Here is a 17,942-nt window from a genome sequence, read left to right on the forward strand (position 1 = left end):
CTAGGCCCGCATGGCATTCTTCCTGAAACGCGTCACTGGCAGCTCACTTACCCCCCTGCCACACCAGCCCTATATAGATGGCTTACGAGCCCTGGCCGTGCTTGCCGTGCTGGTTTACCACCTTAACGGAGCGTGGTTGCCTGGGGGGTTTGCCGGGGTCGATGTGTTCTTCGTGCTGTCTGGCTTCGTTGTGAGTGCCTCCGTTGCGCGTTTTCGGGGCGAGGGCCTGTGGCGCTTCGCTGAGTACTTTTACACCAGGCGAATTACGCGCATTTTTCCGGCGCTCATCGTCTGCTTAATAGCTACAGCGCTGTTCAGCGCTGTCTTCATCCCATCTGCCTGGCTCAGTGCGGTTAATCAGCAAACCGGGTTTTATGCATTCTTCGGCCTGAGCAACTTCATACTTGCGCAATCTGGGCGCGACTATTTCGCCCCCGCCACCGAGTACAACCCCTATACCCATACGTGGTCACTGGCAGTAGAAGAGCAGTTCTACTTTGTATTCCCGTTTCTATTCGTCGCCTGGTTGGCTGGCGGGCGAGGGCGCCAGGTATCCATCGGGTTGTTTGCTGTCGGCGCGCTGGCGTCCGTCGGCTACGCCCTATGGTTTCTGCGCGGTAATCCGGTGGCAGCCTTCTTTCTGGCGCCGGGGCGGTTTTGGGAATTGGCGGCAGGTGTCTTGCTTTATCAATGCATTGGCGAGCGCAGCGAAACCCCCGGGGTGCAGGGCCGGGGCGGGCTAGCGTTAGCCGCGCTGCTGCTGGTGCTGGCTGCTTTTGCGGTATCTCGCCCGGGTAGCTTTCCTGTTCCAGGTGCACTGCTGGCCGTAACGGGCACAGTAGGGGTGCTTTTTTGCCTGCATCGTCGCGACACCTATCTTCACCGGGTGCTGGGCGGGCACGTGTTAGTCACGGTTGGGCGCATGTCCTACTCCCTGTATTTGTGGCATTGGCCGGTTTTTGTCCTGTTTCGCTGGACCTGCGGGCTGGAGACAGCTGTAACCAGAGTGACCGCGGTGGTGCTGGCATTCCTGCTGGCGTATTGCTCTTACCGGTGGGTTGAGAACCCCATTAGGCACTCCGCCCTGCTGCGGCGGCTGCCTAAAGGGTTAACAATTTTAATCGGGTTAACCACCATCGCCTTGGGCAGTTGGAGCGTCCAGCTAATCGACAAGCATCGAGCCTCGCTACCCTTCAGCCAGCTCAATTCGCAACCGCAGGTGTGGTACCCCCACGGGTTGTCAGTAAACCCCCTACGCCCTGGCTGTAATGCCGACCCCCAATACCATCATGGCGACAGTGGCCTGGTGCTCCTTTATCAGGTACGAGGGTGCCAAACGCCACCGGAGCCCGCCCAAACAACCCTCTATGTTATTGGCGACTCCCATGCCCTGGCTTACGAGGGCATGTTTAAGCAGTACGCCCTACTCACCGGGCGCACCGTGCATGCTTACAACAATGGCGGGTGCCCCTTTATCAGCCTGCAGCCCTGGCGAGATAGCGAAAACCCCGGCTGTCTGGCCCACATTGATGCGGCGCTGACTGACCTGCGTGCCCGAATAAAACCGGGTGATGTGCTATTTCTGCCCTCGCTGCGCATGCCTCGCCTCGCCGACCAATGGGGCGTTTTCGCCGATGAAAAGGTCAATGAGCAAGTTTTCAGCGAGCGCGCGATAGAAGGACGGCAGCGCGCTCAAACGGCGGCTGTTGAGGTTCTGCGTGAGTTTGCTGAGGCCGGTGTGCAGGTTGTGCTGGAGGGGCCCAAACCCCTGTTCAAGGCACCGCCGTTTCGGTGTGCGGACTGGTTCAACCGGCAAAACCCGGTGTGCGGCCCCGGCTTCAGCATGCCGCGTGATGAGCTGCAGGCGTATCGTCAACCGGTGCTGGAAGGGTTTGCCGACATAGCGCGGCATCTTCCCGGAGTCAGCATCTGGGACCCTTTCCCCTTGCTGTGCCCAGGCACAGCCTGTTCAGCGTGGCGGCATCAGCAGCCGCTATTTTTTGACGGCGACCACCTCAGCGGCTATGGCAACCAACTGCTTTTGCCGCACTTCGTTGAATATATAAATGCCCAGATAGAGCGCCAGTAAGGCCGTGGGGTTTCTACATGCGGCGGATTGGCAGCATCATTTTGCGGTTGGTCTTGTTGCCCATAGCGAAAAGTGTGTAGCATGCCCGTGCTTTCAATCGAGTTCATGTGGGTGCCTAGGATAATGCGCGCCCCTGTAACTTGGTGTTGCACCACCCATCAAGGGGGCCATGCCCCGATGGGGCATGGCAGGTAGACCGAGCCGACGGGCTTTTTGTACCCAGGTCTACATGTCGATTCGACTTAATTTTTTGGAGATATTGCTAAATGGCAACTGCATCTGATCTGCAACAGCTGTACATCGGTTACTTTGGTCGCGCTGCTGACCAAACTGGTCTAGATTTTTGGGTTAATGCCATCAACAACGGTGGTTTGAGCCTGGACAATGTGCGCGCCTCTTTCGTGCAGAGCGCCGAATACAGCGCCAAGTACACCGGCCTGACCAGCGATGCTCTGGTTGCCCAGGTTTACTTGAACGTTCTGGGCCGCCCTGCAGAAGCAGAAGGTAAGGCTTTCTGGGCCAACGCACTGAACACCGGTGCAATTACTCAGGACAAGCTCATTGAGGGCCTGCTGAGTGGTTTGAGCGCTGGTGATCAGGCGATCATCAATAACAAGGTTACTGTTGCTAACTTCTACACCGCGCAGCGCGGTGCAGACTTTAACGCCAGCGACATCGGCAACAGCGCGTTGATTATTGCTCCAGTTAACGGCAGCACTGCGACCGTTTCTACCGCTTTGAACACAATCGTCACCACAGTACCGGCTTCTGCAGCGGCGAACGGCCCGGTTGCCTCTGCTTTGAATGTCTACTTGGCAGCTGCCAAAGCGGCTGAAGATTCCGCTAAAACCGTGATTGACCCCGTCACAAAAGTAGCGGTAGTTGACGGTAATGCAAACGGTTCGGTTGTTGATGAAGCCACTACTATCCTCACCGCCGCGCAAGGTACTGCGTTTGGCACTGCGGATATCAAAGTTGGTGCCGCTTCTTCGGTTGACTTAGAAGTAACTGATGCAGCTTCCGTCACTGCGGCCAAGCTGAGTGAAGCCACTACTCAAGCTGCTGCAGCTGTTACTGCCGCTCAAGCCGCTGTTGATGCTAAGCCAGGTCTGAACGCCGCAGCTACATCGTTTGTTGCCGCAAAAGCAAATTTTGATGCTGCTGCTGCTGCTGCTACCGCTGCCGGCAACGAATACCTTGCTGAAAATGCCAAGTTTGCTGTGTTTGATGGTGCTATCACCACGCCTGCAACAGCAGCTACTCTGGTTGCTGCCAATGGTGTTGTTGCTGGCTTGACCAAAGTAGATGTAGCCACCGGCAATTTAGTCCTCGAAGCTGCATATGCCACGCCTGCCAAAACAGCCGTACAGGTAGCAGCAGCTAATGAACTGTTGGCTGATATCAAGGCTTTGTTGGCCGCTGATAAAGCGCAAATCGCCGCGAATACCGCCGTTGATAACGCAGCTGCAGCAGTGACTACACTGGACGCCGCTAACATTTACGATACTGGCACCAATGCGTTTACTGCTGGTCTGGTGTTTAATTTGCAAACCGAAAAAACCCAGCAAACCGAATTGGCCAAAGCAATTTCTGACTTGGCTGCTGCCGACTCAGCGCTTAAGCAACTGGCTGATCTGAACAGTGCTAAAACTGCTGCTGACACTGCAGTAGACAAGGTTCTGGCTGGCGGTTTGGTTATCGCTGATGGTTCTGCGGCTGGCAATGGCGCACAAGCTGAGCTGTTCATCGCTAAAGCTAACGATGCAGTGCTTTTCGAAAAAGGTGACTTCCTTTACGTAGGTGCCGGCTTTGCTAAGGGTGTGGATGCCGATGCAGTTGCTGGTGGCATCCAAGGCGGCAATGACAGTGCGCTTGAGGTGTTCTTCCAGACTGTTGGTGCTGACACCAACGTAGTGATTGAGAAGACCGTGTTTGGTAGCAGCGCAGTAGTTCCAGAGGTCATCACCATCACACTGACTGGTGTTACCGCTGATAAGCTGGCATTTGACGCAGGTACAGGTCTGGTATCTGTAGCTTAAGTGTTGAAAACTAGCTAAATAGCTTTGAGAAAACCCGCTTCCACAGGAAGCGGGTTTTTTTTATCTAGGAAAAGGGGGCGGGCACATATACCGCTCATTTCCCCTCCGCCAGTTCACCGTTTTCCCCTCGGGCGACGGTGATTCCGGGGGCAATTGTTCAGCGTGAGCTGAGTGATCAACCCGCGCTGGGGTATGCCGCGTCAGCTAACGTTCGTTGGGCTGCCGTACTCTATCAAGCAGCGCGACAGCGCCAGTCCAAGCGGGTGGTCCCCATCCCCAATACGTTGTCCTGGGTGTGACGACTGCCAAGCGCCATGAGCATTGTCGTACCTGGGTTTTGCAAGGCGAACAGGCGCGCGTGACAACTCAGCTGGGCAACGCTGCCCTGTAGAGCGCTGCTTTGGGTTTGTGGCAATTCGCCCGCCACATTGGGCCGATGCTCGGACGCGATGTCGCGGTCAGGCCACGAGGTCGGCCTAAACAGTAACCCTGGCGGTATCGGGCAAGGGTCAATTGCGCCTTATTAACGCATGGGCGGCTGTTGCTGCTTAGGTTTCAGGGCGATTCCTTTTGCCAGGCTTTCGCCTTAAGATGCGAACCGGCTTTCCCATGATGGGATATAGCCACTACGCATCACTTATAACGCTGCGAAAAGCGGTCGTACCCAGGCAGCGGCAGGCCGTAGGCTACGAATTATCCGGCCTCGCGTGTTCGCTGTAACCACGAGAGAAGGCTTTTTCAGACCGCGCCCTTAAGCCTCTTTTGCCACCACTTTACATCGAGTGGTGGCTAATAACGCCCAAGCAATTGAATGTCGGCACGGGCAAGGCCAGGGCGGCGTAAAGGTTAGCGCAGCTAACGTTCAGCTAAGTCCAGCCTGGGGCTGTGGTTGTGTGTATAGCCAAGCCGGGCATTGATGCCCAGCGATGGTGGCTCGTCCACCGCGTAATTGACTAACAAGGAACCCGTATGACCACTGATATGCCTCAGGCATCTGCTGTTGAAACTACGTTGCCACACTCACCCTTGTCTTTCGCTGGGGTATCCGCGAGCCAACAGGATTTTCTGGTCGCACTTTATGTAGGTGCCTTCAGCCGCGCACCTGAGTTCGACGGGTTGAAGTTCTGGGCTGGGGCATTGGCCAATCAGATAACGTACGGTGCTAATGCGGATGTCGCGTTGCAGGATATTGGTCGGGCAATGTATCAGGCCGGTGCTCAGAACGGCGAGGGGGGCACCCAGCTCAGCACCCGAGACTATGTGAGCTTTGCTTATCAAAACTCGCTGGGCCGCGAACCCGATGAAGGTGGATTCAACTTCTGGGTGGAGGTACTGGAGAGTGGCCAGCTTCAGCGTGGTGACTTCCTCGCGACGTTTCTATCCTCCGCGCTGGATAATCCAACCGGTGACAGTCAGTTTCTCAATGCGCGCATCACCGTGGCGGAGTACATGGCGCAAGAGCACGTGTCAGGCCCGGGCGCACCGGGGCTTGATGCAGGCTTTTTGAAGAGCACCCTGCTGGCAGTAACCGATGAGCAATCTGCTCGTAAGACTATCGGTGACATTCTTCAGCAATACGGTGAGGGCAATGGCTCGGTGGATCTGCCTGGCGCAGGCCATGATGGTATTGCCTTTTTCTCGGGCACTATTGGCGTCGCAGAAACCTGGAGCATGAACTTTGAGGGATATCGCAAGTTCGAGATCCTGGATTTCACGCCTGGCGAGGATCGTTTGTTTTTCGGTGGCATGGTGCTGGACGAGGTTATTTACCTGGGCGAGCCGCGTAGCTACGAGGATATGTTCAACAATTATTTCACAGGTGTTCCCGGCCAGGCTGCGCTTAACCGCAGCACCAGCGAACTGATTGTCGATGTAAACGGCGATGGCAAATACAGCGCAGCGGAAGATCTGCTGATCACGTTGGTTGGCGTGTATCAGCTGGAAGATAGCGACCTGACCTCCTGAGCCTGCTTCAAGCTCTTGTCTAGGGACGTGTTGTGAAACAGGTGGTGGATGGAGGGGCGCCAAGCCATTGTTCACCGCACAATCGCTGCAGTCGCATGAGTGAAGTGTTTCACCCACTCTGCGACTGCAGGCATCTGATCAGCCAAGCCCCTGTAGAATTACAGTTTTGCTCTGCACCGCTCTGTCAGGATGCCTGCGCACGCTGAAAATAAAGCCAGCAGCACCTTTGCCTGCCATTTCGGCTCGGGGCAATTAGCCGCCAATAGTAGATGTTTGTTGGAGCGGAGCAATACCCGTTAAGGGGCCGCTAGGCGCATTGGTTCGCGGGCGTGGCCCGCTCCGACGGGTTTGTGGCCGGTAATTTAAACGCAAATGTACCGGCCCATTTTTTCTAGCCTAAACCTGGCTCGACTGCTGTCTGTACCCCCACGATGCCGATTGCGTTGCCATCGCTGGCCAGGAAACGGTCGTGATATTCCGTGGTGGTCGCCGTTGACGCCGCCATGAACTGGGTCATGTCGCCGATTGCGGGGTATTGCTCTAGCCAGTAGCTCCTGCCTTCGGCATCCGGCTCGCGGTTGAGCAAACCCAGATAGAGCAAGTCAACCGCTACGTCATCAGCCATTTCGGCTTTGTACTCGCTGGATTGGGAAACACCGTAGAGCATGCCTCCCCGGGTGGTTACGCCGGTCTCGATTTGCTCCAGCCACCAGGCCCCGCCGGCGGCGTCCGCTGTGCGCCCGAGCACGTTCTGGTAGATGAAGTCGACGAACTGGCTGTTGCTCAAGCCAGTGTGTTGCGCCACGAATTCAGGGGAACTCAGGAAGGCCTCGCCTATTTGCGCCTGGCCTACGTTTTCATTGGCGCGACCCAGCCAGTAGTTATAACCGCACAGTTCGGGGCTACGATCCAGAACCGCATGGTAGAGGCGAATGATGGCGGCGGCGTGAGTATCGAGCTCGCTGCTGCCCAGTACCTGGCTCAACACCTCAGCCTTACCGATGCTGCCTTGGTTGAGTTGGTTGGCCAGCTCGGCGGCCTGGCTGTCACCGTGCCCCTCACGCCCATAAAGGTCTCGCCACAGTTGATTGACCCACTGGCTGGCGTTACCGAAGACGTCGTTGTCTTTTTTGTTGACGTCCGTGCCCGTGAGCAACTCGATGGTATCGGGTATCTGGTCCTGGTCCGCATCGATGCGGAACGGGTCATAGGGGCAAGCGGGGTTCTGGATGAGGACGCCGAGAATGCCGGGGTCGGTGATGATGCCATCGGCCTTGCCGTCAGCGTCGAATTCGCCTCCGTCTTGGATTACGAAGTCCAGGCGGGTTTTGCCATACTCGGTGATGATCTGGCCGCCATTTGCCGGGTCGGCCAGGTTCACCCAGACGCCGCTGGCGTTCTGCTTGAAGTAACCGTTGACGCCGAGGCTGGCATCGATGAACAGGCTGAAGGTTTCATTGGCGCCCGGGATGTCCACCTTGGCAGCGAAGGCTAGCAGGCCCAGCGGCGCGCTCAGCCCATCCGGTAGAACGGCAGGTGCATCCAGTTGCTCGATGTAGGTGATCTTGGCATTGCCGTCGGGGTTAGTCTGGCCGGCAAGACTGTTTGCCACCAGGGTAAGCGGTGCTTGCAGTGCCGAAGGATCAGTACTGATCTGGCCAGTCTGGCGGAACACCAGCGAGGTGACATCGCTCTGCTCGCTATCGCGAATGCCGTCGCCGTTGCCATCCCCCTGCAGCGGCGCACCGCCCCCCGGGGTAGGCAGGCCTGGAATGGAGTCTTCTTCTTCGGAACTCACGTTGTCGCCATCGGGCGGCGTGGGCTGCGGCGAAGAGGGCGCAGGCTGTGTCGTGAAGTCGAGGGTGGTCTTGTCAGCCATCGCTGCTGCTGCATTGCCCGCCAGGTCCAGCAGTGCGTCCGCATCCCAGGTGAAGTAGTAGCCGGTGCCATAGGCCAGGTTGTCGGCAGGGTTGATGACCAGCGCCCCGTCAGCGTTGATGGTGACGGTGGCGGGCACCAGTGCATCGGTGGCTGTGCTTTTGAGATAGACCCGGCCAAGGTCGCTACTGGCGGCGTGCAGCGGCTCGGAGAATGTCAGTACGATATCGTTGCTGATAGAGACGCCGGTCGCGTTGTCCGCTGGCGTGCCGCCTGCAGCGTTGAGGCTGGGCGCGGTGGTGTCGATGGTGATGGCCCGGGAACTGCTGACGACCGATTCGGTACCTGCAGCATCGCGGGCCTTGGCAACTAGGTTGTAGCTGGCATCGGCCAGCGCAGAACTGGTGATGCTCCAGTTGCCGCTGCCGTCGGTCGTGGTGCTGCCCAGTAGCGTGGCGCCATTGTACAAGCTGACGGTCACGCCGGCTTCGGCTGTACCGGTAAGCGTAGGCGTGGCATAGCGGGTGATGCCGTCGCTGCTGCTGTAGCCCGTGTCCGAAGCCGCGTGGAGTGTTGGAGTTGATGGTGCATCGGGGGCCACGCCGTCGATCAGCACAGCCGTTGTGGCGCCGACTGAGTTGAGCGTGAGCAGCGCATTGTTGCCGGCCAGGTCGCCGAGTGTTCCGCCGTTGAGGGAAAGCGCGCCGACGGCGATGCCGTTCGTATCGAGCCAGCCTGCCTGGACGGTAGCGCTGAACTGCAGCGCAGCCGTACCGGAACCAGACACGTAATCGGCATAGTACGTATCGGCACCGATTACCAGAGCGAGACGGGGGATGCCGCCTACGATAACCGCTTCACTGAAATTGACAGTGAAGACAAGGCTTTCGCCCAAACCGTAGGTACCTCCAGCCGGCACACTGACGGAGCTGACCACTGGTGTCGCAGTATCGATGGCGTAAACGTTGGAGGTAGTGATGCCGGCGCCTGAGTTGCCCGATACGTCGGCAACCCCAGTGTTATCGAGGGTGATCACACTGCTGTTGGCGGTGACATTGGCCGCTGGGGTCAGGGTGGCCGTCCAAGTGACGCCGCCGTCGCTGGAGCTGAGAGAGTTCAACGTGCCGTTGGGCGCCGTCAGGTCCGCTGGTGTGAAGCCCGTTACCGCTTCGCTGAAGGTGATGGTCACGGTAGTGGTTTCGCCGGCTGCCAAGGCGGTGTCAGCCACCACGATGGTAGCGCTCGGCCGCGCAGTGTCAATGGCGTAGTTGTTCGACGTGGCGGTGCCCGTGCCTGCGTTACCTGCGAGGTCGGCGACGCCCGAGTTGTCGAGGGTAATCAGATTAGCAGTGTCGGTGACGTTGGTTGTTGGGGTCAGGGTGGTGGTCCAGGTAGTACCGCCATCAGCAGAGCTGAGGGCGCTCAGGGTACCGTTGGCCACCGTAAGGTCAATTGCTGTGAGGCCCGTCACCGCTTCGTTGAAGGTGATGGTCACCAAGCTGGTTTCACCGGCCAGAAGCGTGGCGTCTGCCACCATAATGGTGGCGCTTGGCGGTGTGGTGTCGACGGTATAGCTCTGCCCCCCGGTGAAACCACCGCTGATGGGGTTGCCATTGACATCGCTGACCCCGGTGCCCGAGCCGTTGAAGTCCAGCTTCAGCGTGCCCTCGCCGCTGACGCCATTCACGGTCACGATGTAGGTGCCGCCTGAGCCGATGATGCTAGCAATGGTGCCGGCTGCCGTACCGGTTGAGCTCAGGGTGAAGTCGGAGGTATCGATCCCTGTCACGGCTTCGCTGAAGACGATGGTGTAATCCAGGCTGGTCGCGTTGGTGCTGGCAGCGCCATCACGTGTGATCGAGTTGACGCCGGGGGGCACATCGTCCGTTGCGGTGATGGTGAAGCTTTTCTCGAAGCTGGCACTGCCGTCGTTGGTTGCAATACGTACGCTGTAGACGCCGGGAGTGAGGGCTGTCGCTTCGTTGGCGCGTAGTGTGCCGCCCTGGATGGAGAACAGCGTGTTGTGGGTGTCGCCCGTGCCACTGACCAGCGTGTATGTGTGGGTCTGGCCAGTGTCGACATCGACGGTGGAGAGGCTACCAACGCTCGCGTTGGCGCCGCCGGAGTGGCTGGCTGTGGCGGTTGAGAGCGCAATATCGGTAGGCGCATCGTTCACAGGGACGACGTCGAGCGTAATCGTGCCATCGGCGGGCCCACTGCCAGCTGCATCGCGCACGCGGGTGGTGATGGTGATGTCCTGGTCCCAGTTGGCCGCAGGTGTGAAGGTCACTGCTGCCAGTGCAGCATTGGCGTCGCTCATCGAGCCGGCCACTGTCCATATACCCGTGCCGGCATTGTAGGTGGTGATCGCCGAGCCGAAGGTGCCGGTGCTCAGACTGCCTGCAGCGGCGTTGCTCAGGGTTAGTGTCGCTGTCAGCGTATCGCCGATATCGGTGTCGGTAATGACGATATCGCCGAGTGCCACTGAGGGCGCATCTTCGCTGTAGGTCACCGTCTGGGTGAGGTTGGTGGCAGTGGGCGCCGCATTGACAATGACCTCGGTACCGGTGCCATTGGTTACCGCCGTCTGCATGGCCTGCATGCGCGTGCCAGCCGTGGTGGTGACGTCCGTGTCGCCATCGATAGACAGGATGTAGGTCTGCCCTTCGGCCAGGCCGGTAGTATCGTTGTAGTAGGCGTTGATGGTGTAGGTTTCGGCCCCGCCATCGTTCACCGAGATATTCAGCCCGGCGAAGGTGATGGTATTGGTTGCCGCACTGTAGGTGCCGATGACATTGTCCGCATCATCGCCACTCAGGCGCCAGGTTGCCTTGCTGAAGTCGCCTGTGCCTGAAGTGTGAACCACCAGGCTGCTGACACCCAGAGTCACGCTGTCGCCGCTGCCTCCGTCCGTCAGGGTGAAGTCGAAGACGTTCACCGCCTCGCCTACTGTGTCGGCGGAGGCGGGCAGGCCTACGGGCTCGCTGACGCCGGGGGCTGCGGTCAGGGTGCCGTCGGCGTTGGTTGGGGGTGTCGAGTTGTTGATGAAGATCTTGACTGCGCCGGAGTAGGTGTATGTGTTCCAGTCCATCGTGTAGAACGCTACAGCCAGGTCTAGGTCGCCGTCGCCATCAACATCCCCGGCTCCGAGGATTCTGCCGTTCACCGGCGCGCCGTCGTACATGAAGGCGCCATCTTGGAAGGTGAAACCCGAATCCACGAGCACGCCGGAACCGTTGTTGATCATGAGCTTTTGGCCCAAACCATCAAGGTAACCATCACCATCCACATCGGCAAATGCACTTGGCACTTCAGAATAGTCGAAAATCTGCAGTTGAGTTCCGATCGTACCGCTGCCGTTGTTCTGATACAGGATGAGATTGGCTGCCGGGCCGTTCATGCCGCTCACAATGACGTCGGCGTAGCCATCGCCAGTCAGGTCCGCAGAGCGGGCAACGCCACCATAAACATCGCCAAAACTGCTGAGTTGGGTGAAACCACCGCTACCATCGTTACGGAGAATCCGGATGGAGTTTTCTTCAACGGCCACGAGGTCCTGATCACCGTCCTTGTCCAGATCAACCAGCGTCAATGACAGCGGATCACTGCCCTTGGCAGGGCTGGACGACAGCGTGAACGCGCCGGAGCCATTGTTCTTGTATACGGCATAGTTGCTTTGGAAATTCCCGACAAAAATATCCAGATCGCCGTCGCCATCTAGGTCAGCAACGTCGGCAGTGTTCACCCTGGTGCCAAATGTCGCGCCCGCTGTAAACGTGCCATTGCCGTTGTTTTGCCATATCTGCAGTGGCGAGTCGTAGGCGCGGGTAATCAACTCCAGCTCAGGGTCATTGTCGATATTGACCAGCCACGACTGGACAACGCGCGCCGCCGTAAAGGTCTGGTGTAGGGTGAAATTGCCGGTACCATCATTCTTCCAGATCTGGCTGCTCTGATTACCTGCGGCCTTTTCCACGCCGATATAGATATCGAGATCTCCGTCGCCATCAAAGTCACTGAACTGGGCTGTGCTGGCATTGGAGTTGTCGCTGTTGTTCGAAAAGAACCAGAGCATCTGTCCGGGGATGAAAGAGAGAGCCATTCCTTTAGTCCTTTACCGAGTTGGTGTTGGGTTTGATGACTCTGGCTTGACCGCGTGCATCGTTACGCCAGAAAGCCATGTCCTGGTACTTTTCGAAAATATCGGGTGGCAGCACGGTTGCACGCTCCTCGAGTGCAACCTTGGGTCGAATTCGATGCATGCCTGAAATACCCAGCGCTTCATCGAACTCTGGGGCGTCGAACTCCACGTTCTCGAAGTCATGCCCATCGAACCAGGGTTCTTCGACGAACTGATACACGAGTCGCAAGACCTGAGCCGGTGCGCGCGCCAATAAATCATAGTCCACCAGCAGCAGATTGCTTGCGTGAGGGCCGTAGTAAGCCTCCTTCAAGGCTGCCCAAGGAAACCCAATGAGGCGGTCATGCCGCGCCAGTGCAGCCATGCGGCTGTAAACGGTCATTCGTTCGGATTCACTGGAGAACAGCTTGGTATTCTCGAACGGGTTCTGCTGCAGCAGACGTTCGATACTGTCCATGATCCACGGCACGTCGCGCACGCAGGCGATGACTTTGGCCTGCGGGAACATCTCATGGATTAGCGGCATCCTGGCGCACCACATGCGGTTGGTGTCGAAGACGACTTCCTGCGTCCGATCGCCGTGGTAGGAGTCAAACATCCCTGCGAGGATTTTGCGGCGCTGCTGCGCATCGACCAGCAGGCCGACCTCGCCACCGCTGCTCATAAGCTTGATGTTGGCCGACACCAGCGCGCCCACGGGGCTGCTCATGCTCGCGTGAAAACGAGGGTTCTGACGCAGCAGCGCCGACAGTAGTGTGCTGCCCGAGCGAGGCAAGCCAGAAATGAAGTGGTAGTGGGGTAAGTGCTTCATAGGGGAAGTGTTCGCCGGAAAGGTCAATGGTCAGACCGCGAGTAGTTGCTGCACGGCCATGTGTGGTTCGGTCTGGCTGGTGTCGATGCGCAACATAGGTGCCAGGGGGATTTCATAAGCAGCGTGCACTCCCGTCATCTGCGCCAGCTGATTGTTCCGGGCGCGGGCATACAGCCCCTTGGGGTCGCGCTGTTCGCACACGTGCAGTGGAGTGCTGACGTGGATTTCCTTGCAGCGCTGTAAGCCTATGGTTCTGTAGGCCGCTTCACGCGCGCGCGCAGACGGAGAAACCATGGCGACTATTGCATGGATGGCATTGGCATTGAGCAACCGCGCCATGTGTGCGGCACGGCGTACGTTTTCTGCGCGGCTGGCGTCATCAAAGCCCAGGTCTTCGCAAAGGCCGGCGCGCAGTTCATCGCCATCGATGACACAAGCGGCATCTCCGCGCTCACGCAAGGCTGTCGCCAGAGCCTGGGCAAGGGTGCTTTTACCTGCACTCGGTAGGCCTGTAAGCCACCAAGTCGCAGCTTTTAGTTGTGCCATGAAAGAAGTTCCGGGAGAGCACTTATTTATTTTTTGTGTGCTTGAGGTTTAAGCGAAAGTATCCTTTTCTCATGACATCTTTCAATATTGATCGTGTATCCGCCGTCTGCGAAAATGTACCTGGCCTCTTTTTTCTCAGTCACTGATATGACGATAAACATCCAGGGTCTGGCCAGCGCAGCGCGCCCAGGAAAAGGCCTTCGCTCGCTCAAGCCCTGCGGCGGCAAAGGCCGCGCGGGCGTCGTCGTGCTCCAGCAGCCATTGCATGTATGTTGCGAGCTGTTCCACTGAACCGTGCTCGACAAGCAAAGCGCTGTCGCCGGTTATTTCGCACATGGAGGTGTCCTGGGTGCAGATCACCGGTACGCCACTGTTCATGGCTTCCAGTACGGGCAGGCCAAAACCTTCGTAATGTGAGGGGTAGACGAATGCCTGGGCGCCGGCATATAGCGCCGGCAGGGCGCTGGCCGCTACGTAGTTCAGGTGGCGCAGGCCGCGTGTCTGCTGCAAGTGGGCGATGCGCGCTAGTGTATCGGCGTTGCCCCAGCCGGGTGAGCCGGCAAGTACCAGGGGGAAAGCTTCGGTAAGCGCAGACGGCAGGCTGCTCCAGGCATCAAGCAGGGTGTCTAGACCTTTGCGAGGCTCCAGCGTACCGACGAAAAGCAGGTACTGCCCGTGGCGTAGTTTGAAGCCGCTCAGTACCTCCTGTGTCTGCTGCGCATCTTGTGGGGTGTAACAGGCTGCAGCGCCCAGATGAATGGTGTGAACGCGCTGTTCATCCACGCCGTACAGTTCGATCAGTTCCTTGCGAATGTATTCGGAATCGGTAATCAGCGCATCCGCCCGCGCCAGCGTTTTCGGCAGTTCGCGGCTTAGCCACGCGACGCGTTTGGCTGGGTGGAACTGCGGATGGTGGATAAAGGACAAGTCATGAATGGTGGCGACACATGGCCCCTTATGGGCGCGCAGAATGAAATTCGGTTCGTGATAGACGAGGTCTTTCAACCGCGCTGACTGCAATCGAAGCAGGTTGTTTCGCAGCACTTCGCGTGCGCGGTAGGCCAGGCTCGAGTTGCGCAGCAGGCGATGCAGGTGGCCCTTCGACGGGAGTGAAGACGCGTCGCCCGATAGTGCGCGGGCATGACAGTCATGCAGGGTCTGTGTGGCCGAGGCGAAGTGGTGTCCAGAGAAGCATTCGATGCTTTCAAGCGCCCGCATCGCGACGAACTGTTCAAGCAGGTTCTGAGTGTAGGTACCAATACCTGTCAAGGGTGGTAGCAGCGATTCGGTGTTGATCAACAGCTTCATTGGGTGCTTTACCTAAGGCGTATCGTATGGCGAGCATGTGAGCTTGGGGGTTGTATCAGCCTGGTTCGCGGGTCAGGCACACGAACGGAGCCATGTCGATGGCCGGGGCATGAGTTGTTGGGCGTAGCCGGCTTAAGCTGAAGCCGGCCTGCCGAGGCGGGTAACGATATAGGGGTGAGTGACCACGGTCAGCGGCCAGCGGCTACCTCGGCGCGCCAGTAGTCGAGCAGCGCCTTCAGGGTTTGCGATAACCCTATAGAGGGCTTCCAGCCTAGGTTCTGACGTAGGCGCTGGCTATCCCCAGCTGCGTATGGGATATCCGAGGGACGCATTCTTTCCGGGTCCTGTTCGATCCTGATCGTGGCGCTGCTCATTATCAGCATCATCTCCAGTACCTTGGCGATCTGGTGGGTCTGGCCCGAAGAGATATTGAAGCAACGCTGATGTTCGCCGGAGCTGTCGGCAAGTGTCAGCAGCAGTTCGTATGCCCGACAGACATCGGCCACGTCGAGGAAATCGCGGCTGGCTTGCAAACCGCCGACTTTCAGTACCGGTTCCTGCTTGCTCGCCTCGATCAGAGCGATCTGGCGAGCGAAGGAGGCCGTTACGAAGTCAGGCGACTGATGCGCGCCGATATGGTTGAACGGTCGTGCCACCACTCCACGTGTTCCTCGACGGAAATACTCGTTGAACGCCGTTTCGGCGGCAAGCTTGCTTGCGGCATAGGGGTTCTGCGGCAGGCAAGGAACATCCTCTCCGAGCGGGATGTTCTGCTTGAAAGCGGCCCCGTAAACGTCTGCTGAGCTGACGAACAGGATGAAGCATTCCGGAGCGAATGTGCGCATGGCTTCTAGTACGTTGATGCTGCCCATCACGTTGGTCTGCCATGTGAGTTGTGGCGCCTCGAAACTTTTTGGAATATGCGTGATAGCCGCCAAGTGCACGATTTGAGTCGGAGAGGTGTCACGTATGATTTGCGCAATGCTTTCGGCTTCGCGAATGTCACAACTGACCGTTTCGTTGGCAAAGGCTACGGGGTGGTCCGCATGTGACGACACAGCAATCACATGCTGCCCGGAGTGCTGGAGCGTTCTGCAGAGCTGCCGTCCAACGAAACCGTTGGCACCTGTAATTAACGTGCGATGCATGATCTTCTCTCTGGCCCACGAGCGCGGAGGGTAGTTTACAGAGTGTGCAGTGGGCATGCGAGCCGGAAGTCAAGTCGCCGTTATTAAGTTGACGTAGATAAGCAGTAGGACGGGCCTTGTTCGCGGGCGTGGCCCGCTACTAACTAAGGGGCGACGTGCCGCGCTGCGCACGGACGTTGCATCATCGCGGGGTCGATTCGATAATGCGAGACTTTTTCATTGACGGCTTCTTGGAGTTTTTATGTTCACGCCCGTAATCCTCGCTGGCGGCAGCGGCTCGCGCCTTTGGCCGCTATCGCGCCAGCGTTTCCCCAAGCAATTTTTGGAGCTTGACGGCGAGCTTAAAGGAACTATGTTTCAGCGTACTCTGGCCCGGTTGGACGGGCTGGCACATGCGTTGCCGCTTGTTGTGAGTAATGAAGAACATCGTTTTGTAGTGGCCGAGCAGTTGCGTCAGGTGAAGCGTTCGAGTCGGCGTATTATCCTTGAGCCTATGGCTCGCAATACGGCTCCTGCCATTGCATTGGCGGCGCTGGATGCCAGCCGCAACGGTGACGATCCGGTATTGCTAGTACTCGCAGCGGATCACTATATCTGTGACGAGAGCGCTTTTCGGGAGGCTGTCAATCTTGCGCAAATCCAGGCTCGTGAAGGGTGTCTTGTGACCTTTGGTATTACGCCAACTCAGGCAGAAACAGGGTTCGGATACATCCAGTGTGGTAATGAGCTGCAAGCTGGGGGGTTTAGTATTGCAGGCTTCAAGGAAAAACCTTCTACAGAGTTGGCTGAGCATTATTTAGCTGCGGGTAACTACCTTTGGAACAGCGGCATGTTCATGTTCCGCGCTTCACGCTTTCTAGAGGAGTTGGAGCGTTTTCGCCCGGATATTCTTGCTGCCTGCCGCTGCGCTCTCGACGGTTCTGAGGAAGACAGTCATTTTTTGCATATACCCCCTGAGCAGTTCGCCCTTTGCGATGATGAATCGGTGGATTATGCGGTGATGGAACATACCGACGTTGGTGTGGTTATACCCTTGGATGCTGGTTGGAGTGACCTGGGTAGTTGGGCGGCGATATGGGGTGTCAGAGCGCAGGATTCTGAAGGCAATGTTTTGCAGGGTGATGTCCTGTCGCTCGACACTCATAATACGTTGGTGCAATCGCATCATCGTTTAGTGGCTGTAGTGGGCGTCGAGAATTTGGTGATTATCGAAACCAAAGACGCTCTGCTGGTTGCGCATCGCGACAGGTGCCAGCAAGTCAAAGAAGTCGTTCAGCAGCTGCAGGCCGAGCAGCGTGAGGAGTTCATTAGTCATCCGTTGGTTAGTCGCCCTTGGGGTCATTACGACACAGTAGATCGTGGCGAGCGCCATCAGGTTAAGCGCATAACCGTGGCGCCTGGCGAGTGTCTGTCATTGCAGTTGCACTACCATAGGGCAGAGCACTGGATTGTGGTGTCCGGTACAGCCAAGGTGGTCTGTGGCGAGAAAGAGCTGATTCTTTCAGAGAACCAGTCCACTTATATTCCGTTAGGGGTCAAACACTCACTTTCCAACCCCGGTAAGGTGCCGTTGGAGTTGATTGAGGTTCAGTCGGGTGTTTATTTGGGTGAAGACGACATTGTGCGTTTCGAGGACCGTTACGGGAGACGCTGAGTGTATGCTCACGCTTTGACTTTTGAGGGGGCGATGATGTGTTTCCCTTTTAATGTTGAGCGCTGCTAAGCGCAGGCCGTTTCTCTCTGACGCCACCCTTGAAAATAAAATTCAAAAGACCATTTATGCGACCGATTGTGCATGCAATCAGCTCTTACATTTGGTCCTTAATTTGCAGCTGGGTACTTTTAGAACAGGATGAGTTTAGTAGAGCCGTATTGGTTACCGGTGCAACGGGCCGGGATGCAATCCGAGAGGGCCATTTCTGCGGTCGATTGTACCGGATTGCTTCCTTACTACGGATTGGCTGCATTCATGCAGTTGTAGCCGCGACAATAGCGATACAGCTCGCCGCTAAAGCGC

At 57.6% G+C, this 17,942-nt stretch carries 9 protein-coding genes; 4 read left to right on the forward strand and 5 right to left on the reverse strand.

The window, feature by feature from the left end; all coding sequences use genetic code 11:
* Positions 1-10 precede the first annotated feature (10 nt).
* The 3 genes from ACEPAJ_RS02225 to ACEPAJ_RS02235 all read left to right on the forward strand — a co-directional run bounded on the left by ACEPAJ_RS02225 (position 11) and on the right by ACEPAJ_RS02235 (position 6,093).
* Positions 11-2,089, forward strand: a complete 2,079-nt coding sequence (locus ACEPAJ_RS02225) for an acyltransferase family protein (RefSeq protein WP_425913256.1) — start codon at positions 11-13, stop codon at positions 2,087-2,089.
* Between the two features lie 266 nt (positions 2,090-2,355).
* Positions 2,356-4,128: a DUF4214 domain-containing protein gene (locus tag ACEPAJ_RS02230; RefSeq protein WP_425913257.1), complete on the forward strand. Its 1,773-nt coding sequence runs from the start codon at positions 2,356-2,358 to the stop codon at positions 4,126-4,128.
* 969 nt (positions 4,129-5,097) lie between these two features.
* On the forward strand, positions 5,098-6,093 hold the full coding sequence (locus ACEPAJ_RS02235; RefSeq protein WP_425913259.1) for a DUF4214 domain-containing protein: 996 nt from the start codon (positions 5,098-5,100) through the stop codon (positions 6,091-6,093).
* A 391-nt stretch (positions 6,094-6,484) separates the two neighbouring features.
* Here ACEPAJ_RS02235 and ACEPAJ_RS02240 read toward each other — a convergent pair whose 3' ends face one another.
* The 5 genes from ACEPAJ_RS02240 to ACEPAJ_RS02260 form a co-directional block, all read right to left on the reverse strand.
* Positions 6,485-12,073 carry an Ig-like domain-containing protein gene (locus ACEPAJ_RS02240; protein ID WP_425913261.1) on the reverse strand — a complete coding sequence of 1,863 codons (5,589 nt, stop codon included), beginning with the start codon at positions 12,071-12,073 and terminating at the stop codon, positions 6,485-6,487.
* 4 nt (positions 12,074-12,077) lie between these two features.
* Positions 12,078-12,923 carry a sulfotransferase gene (locus ACEPAJ_RS02245; RefSeq protein WP_425913263.1) on the reverse strand — a complete coding sequence of 282 codons (846 nt, stop codon included), beginning with the start codon at positions 12,921-12,923 and terminating at the stop codon, positions 12,078-12,080.
* Positions 12,924-12,953: 30 nt separating this feature from the next.
* The gene (gene cysC, locus ACEPAJ_RS02250; protein ID WP_425913265.1) at positions 12,954-13,469 is read right to left on the reverse strand and encodes an adenylyl-sulfate kinase; all 516 of its coding nucleotides are present in this window, start codon (positions 13,467-13,469) and stop codon (positions 12,954-12,956) included.
* 135 nt (positions 13,470-13,604) lie between these two features.
* Complete coding sequence (locus ACEPAJ_RS02255) at positions 13,605-14,777, reverse strand: glycosyltransferase family 4 protein (RefSeq protein WP_425913267.1); 1,173 nt, start codon at positions 14,775-14,777, stop codon at positions 13,605-13,607.
* Between the two features lie 188 nt (positions 14,778-14,965).
* Positions 14,966-15,925: a GDP-mannose 4,6-dehydratase gene (locus ACEPAJ_RS02260; RefSeq protein ID WP_425913268.1), complete on the reverse strand. Its 960-nt coding sequence runs from the start codon at positions 15,923-15,925 to the stop codon at positions 14,966-14,968.
* Between the two features lie 241 nt (positions 15,926-16,166).
* Here ACEPAJ_RS02260 and ACEPAJ_RS02265 point away from each other — a divergent pair, with 241 nt between their 5' ends.
* The gene (locus tag ACEPAJ_RS02265) at positions 16,167-17,579 is read left to right on the forward strand and encodes a mannose-1-phosphate guanylyltransferase/mannose-6-phosphate isomerase (RefSeq protein WP_425913270.1); all 1,413 of its coding nucleotides are present in this window, start codon (positions 16,167-16,169) and stop codon (positions 17,577-17,579) included.
* Positions 17,580-17,942 lie beyond the last annotated feature (363 nt).

The organism is Pseudomonas sp. GWSMS-1, assembly GCF_049847425.1.
Classification (GTDB): domain Bacteria; phylum Pseudomonadota; class Gammaproteobacteria; order Pseudomonadales; family Pseudomonadaceae; genus Aquipseudomonas.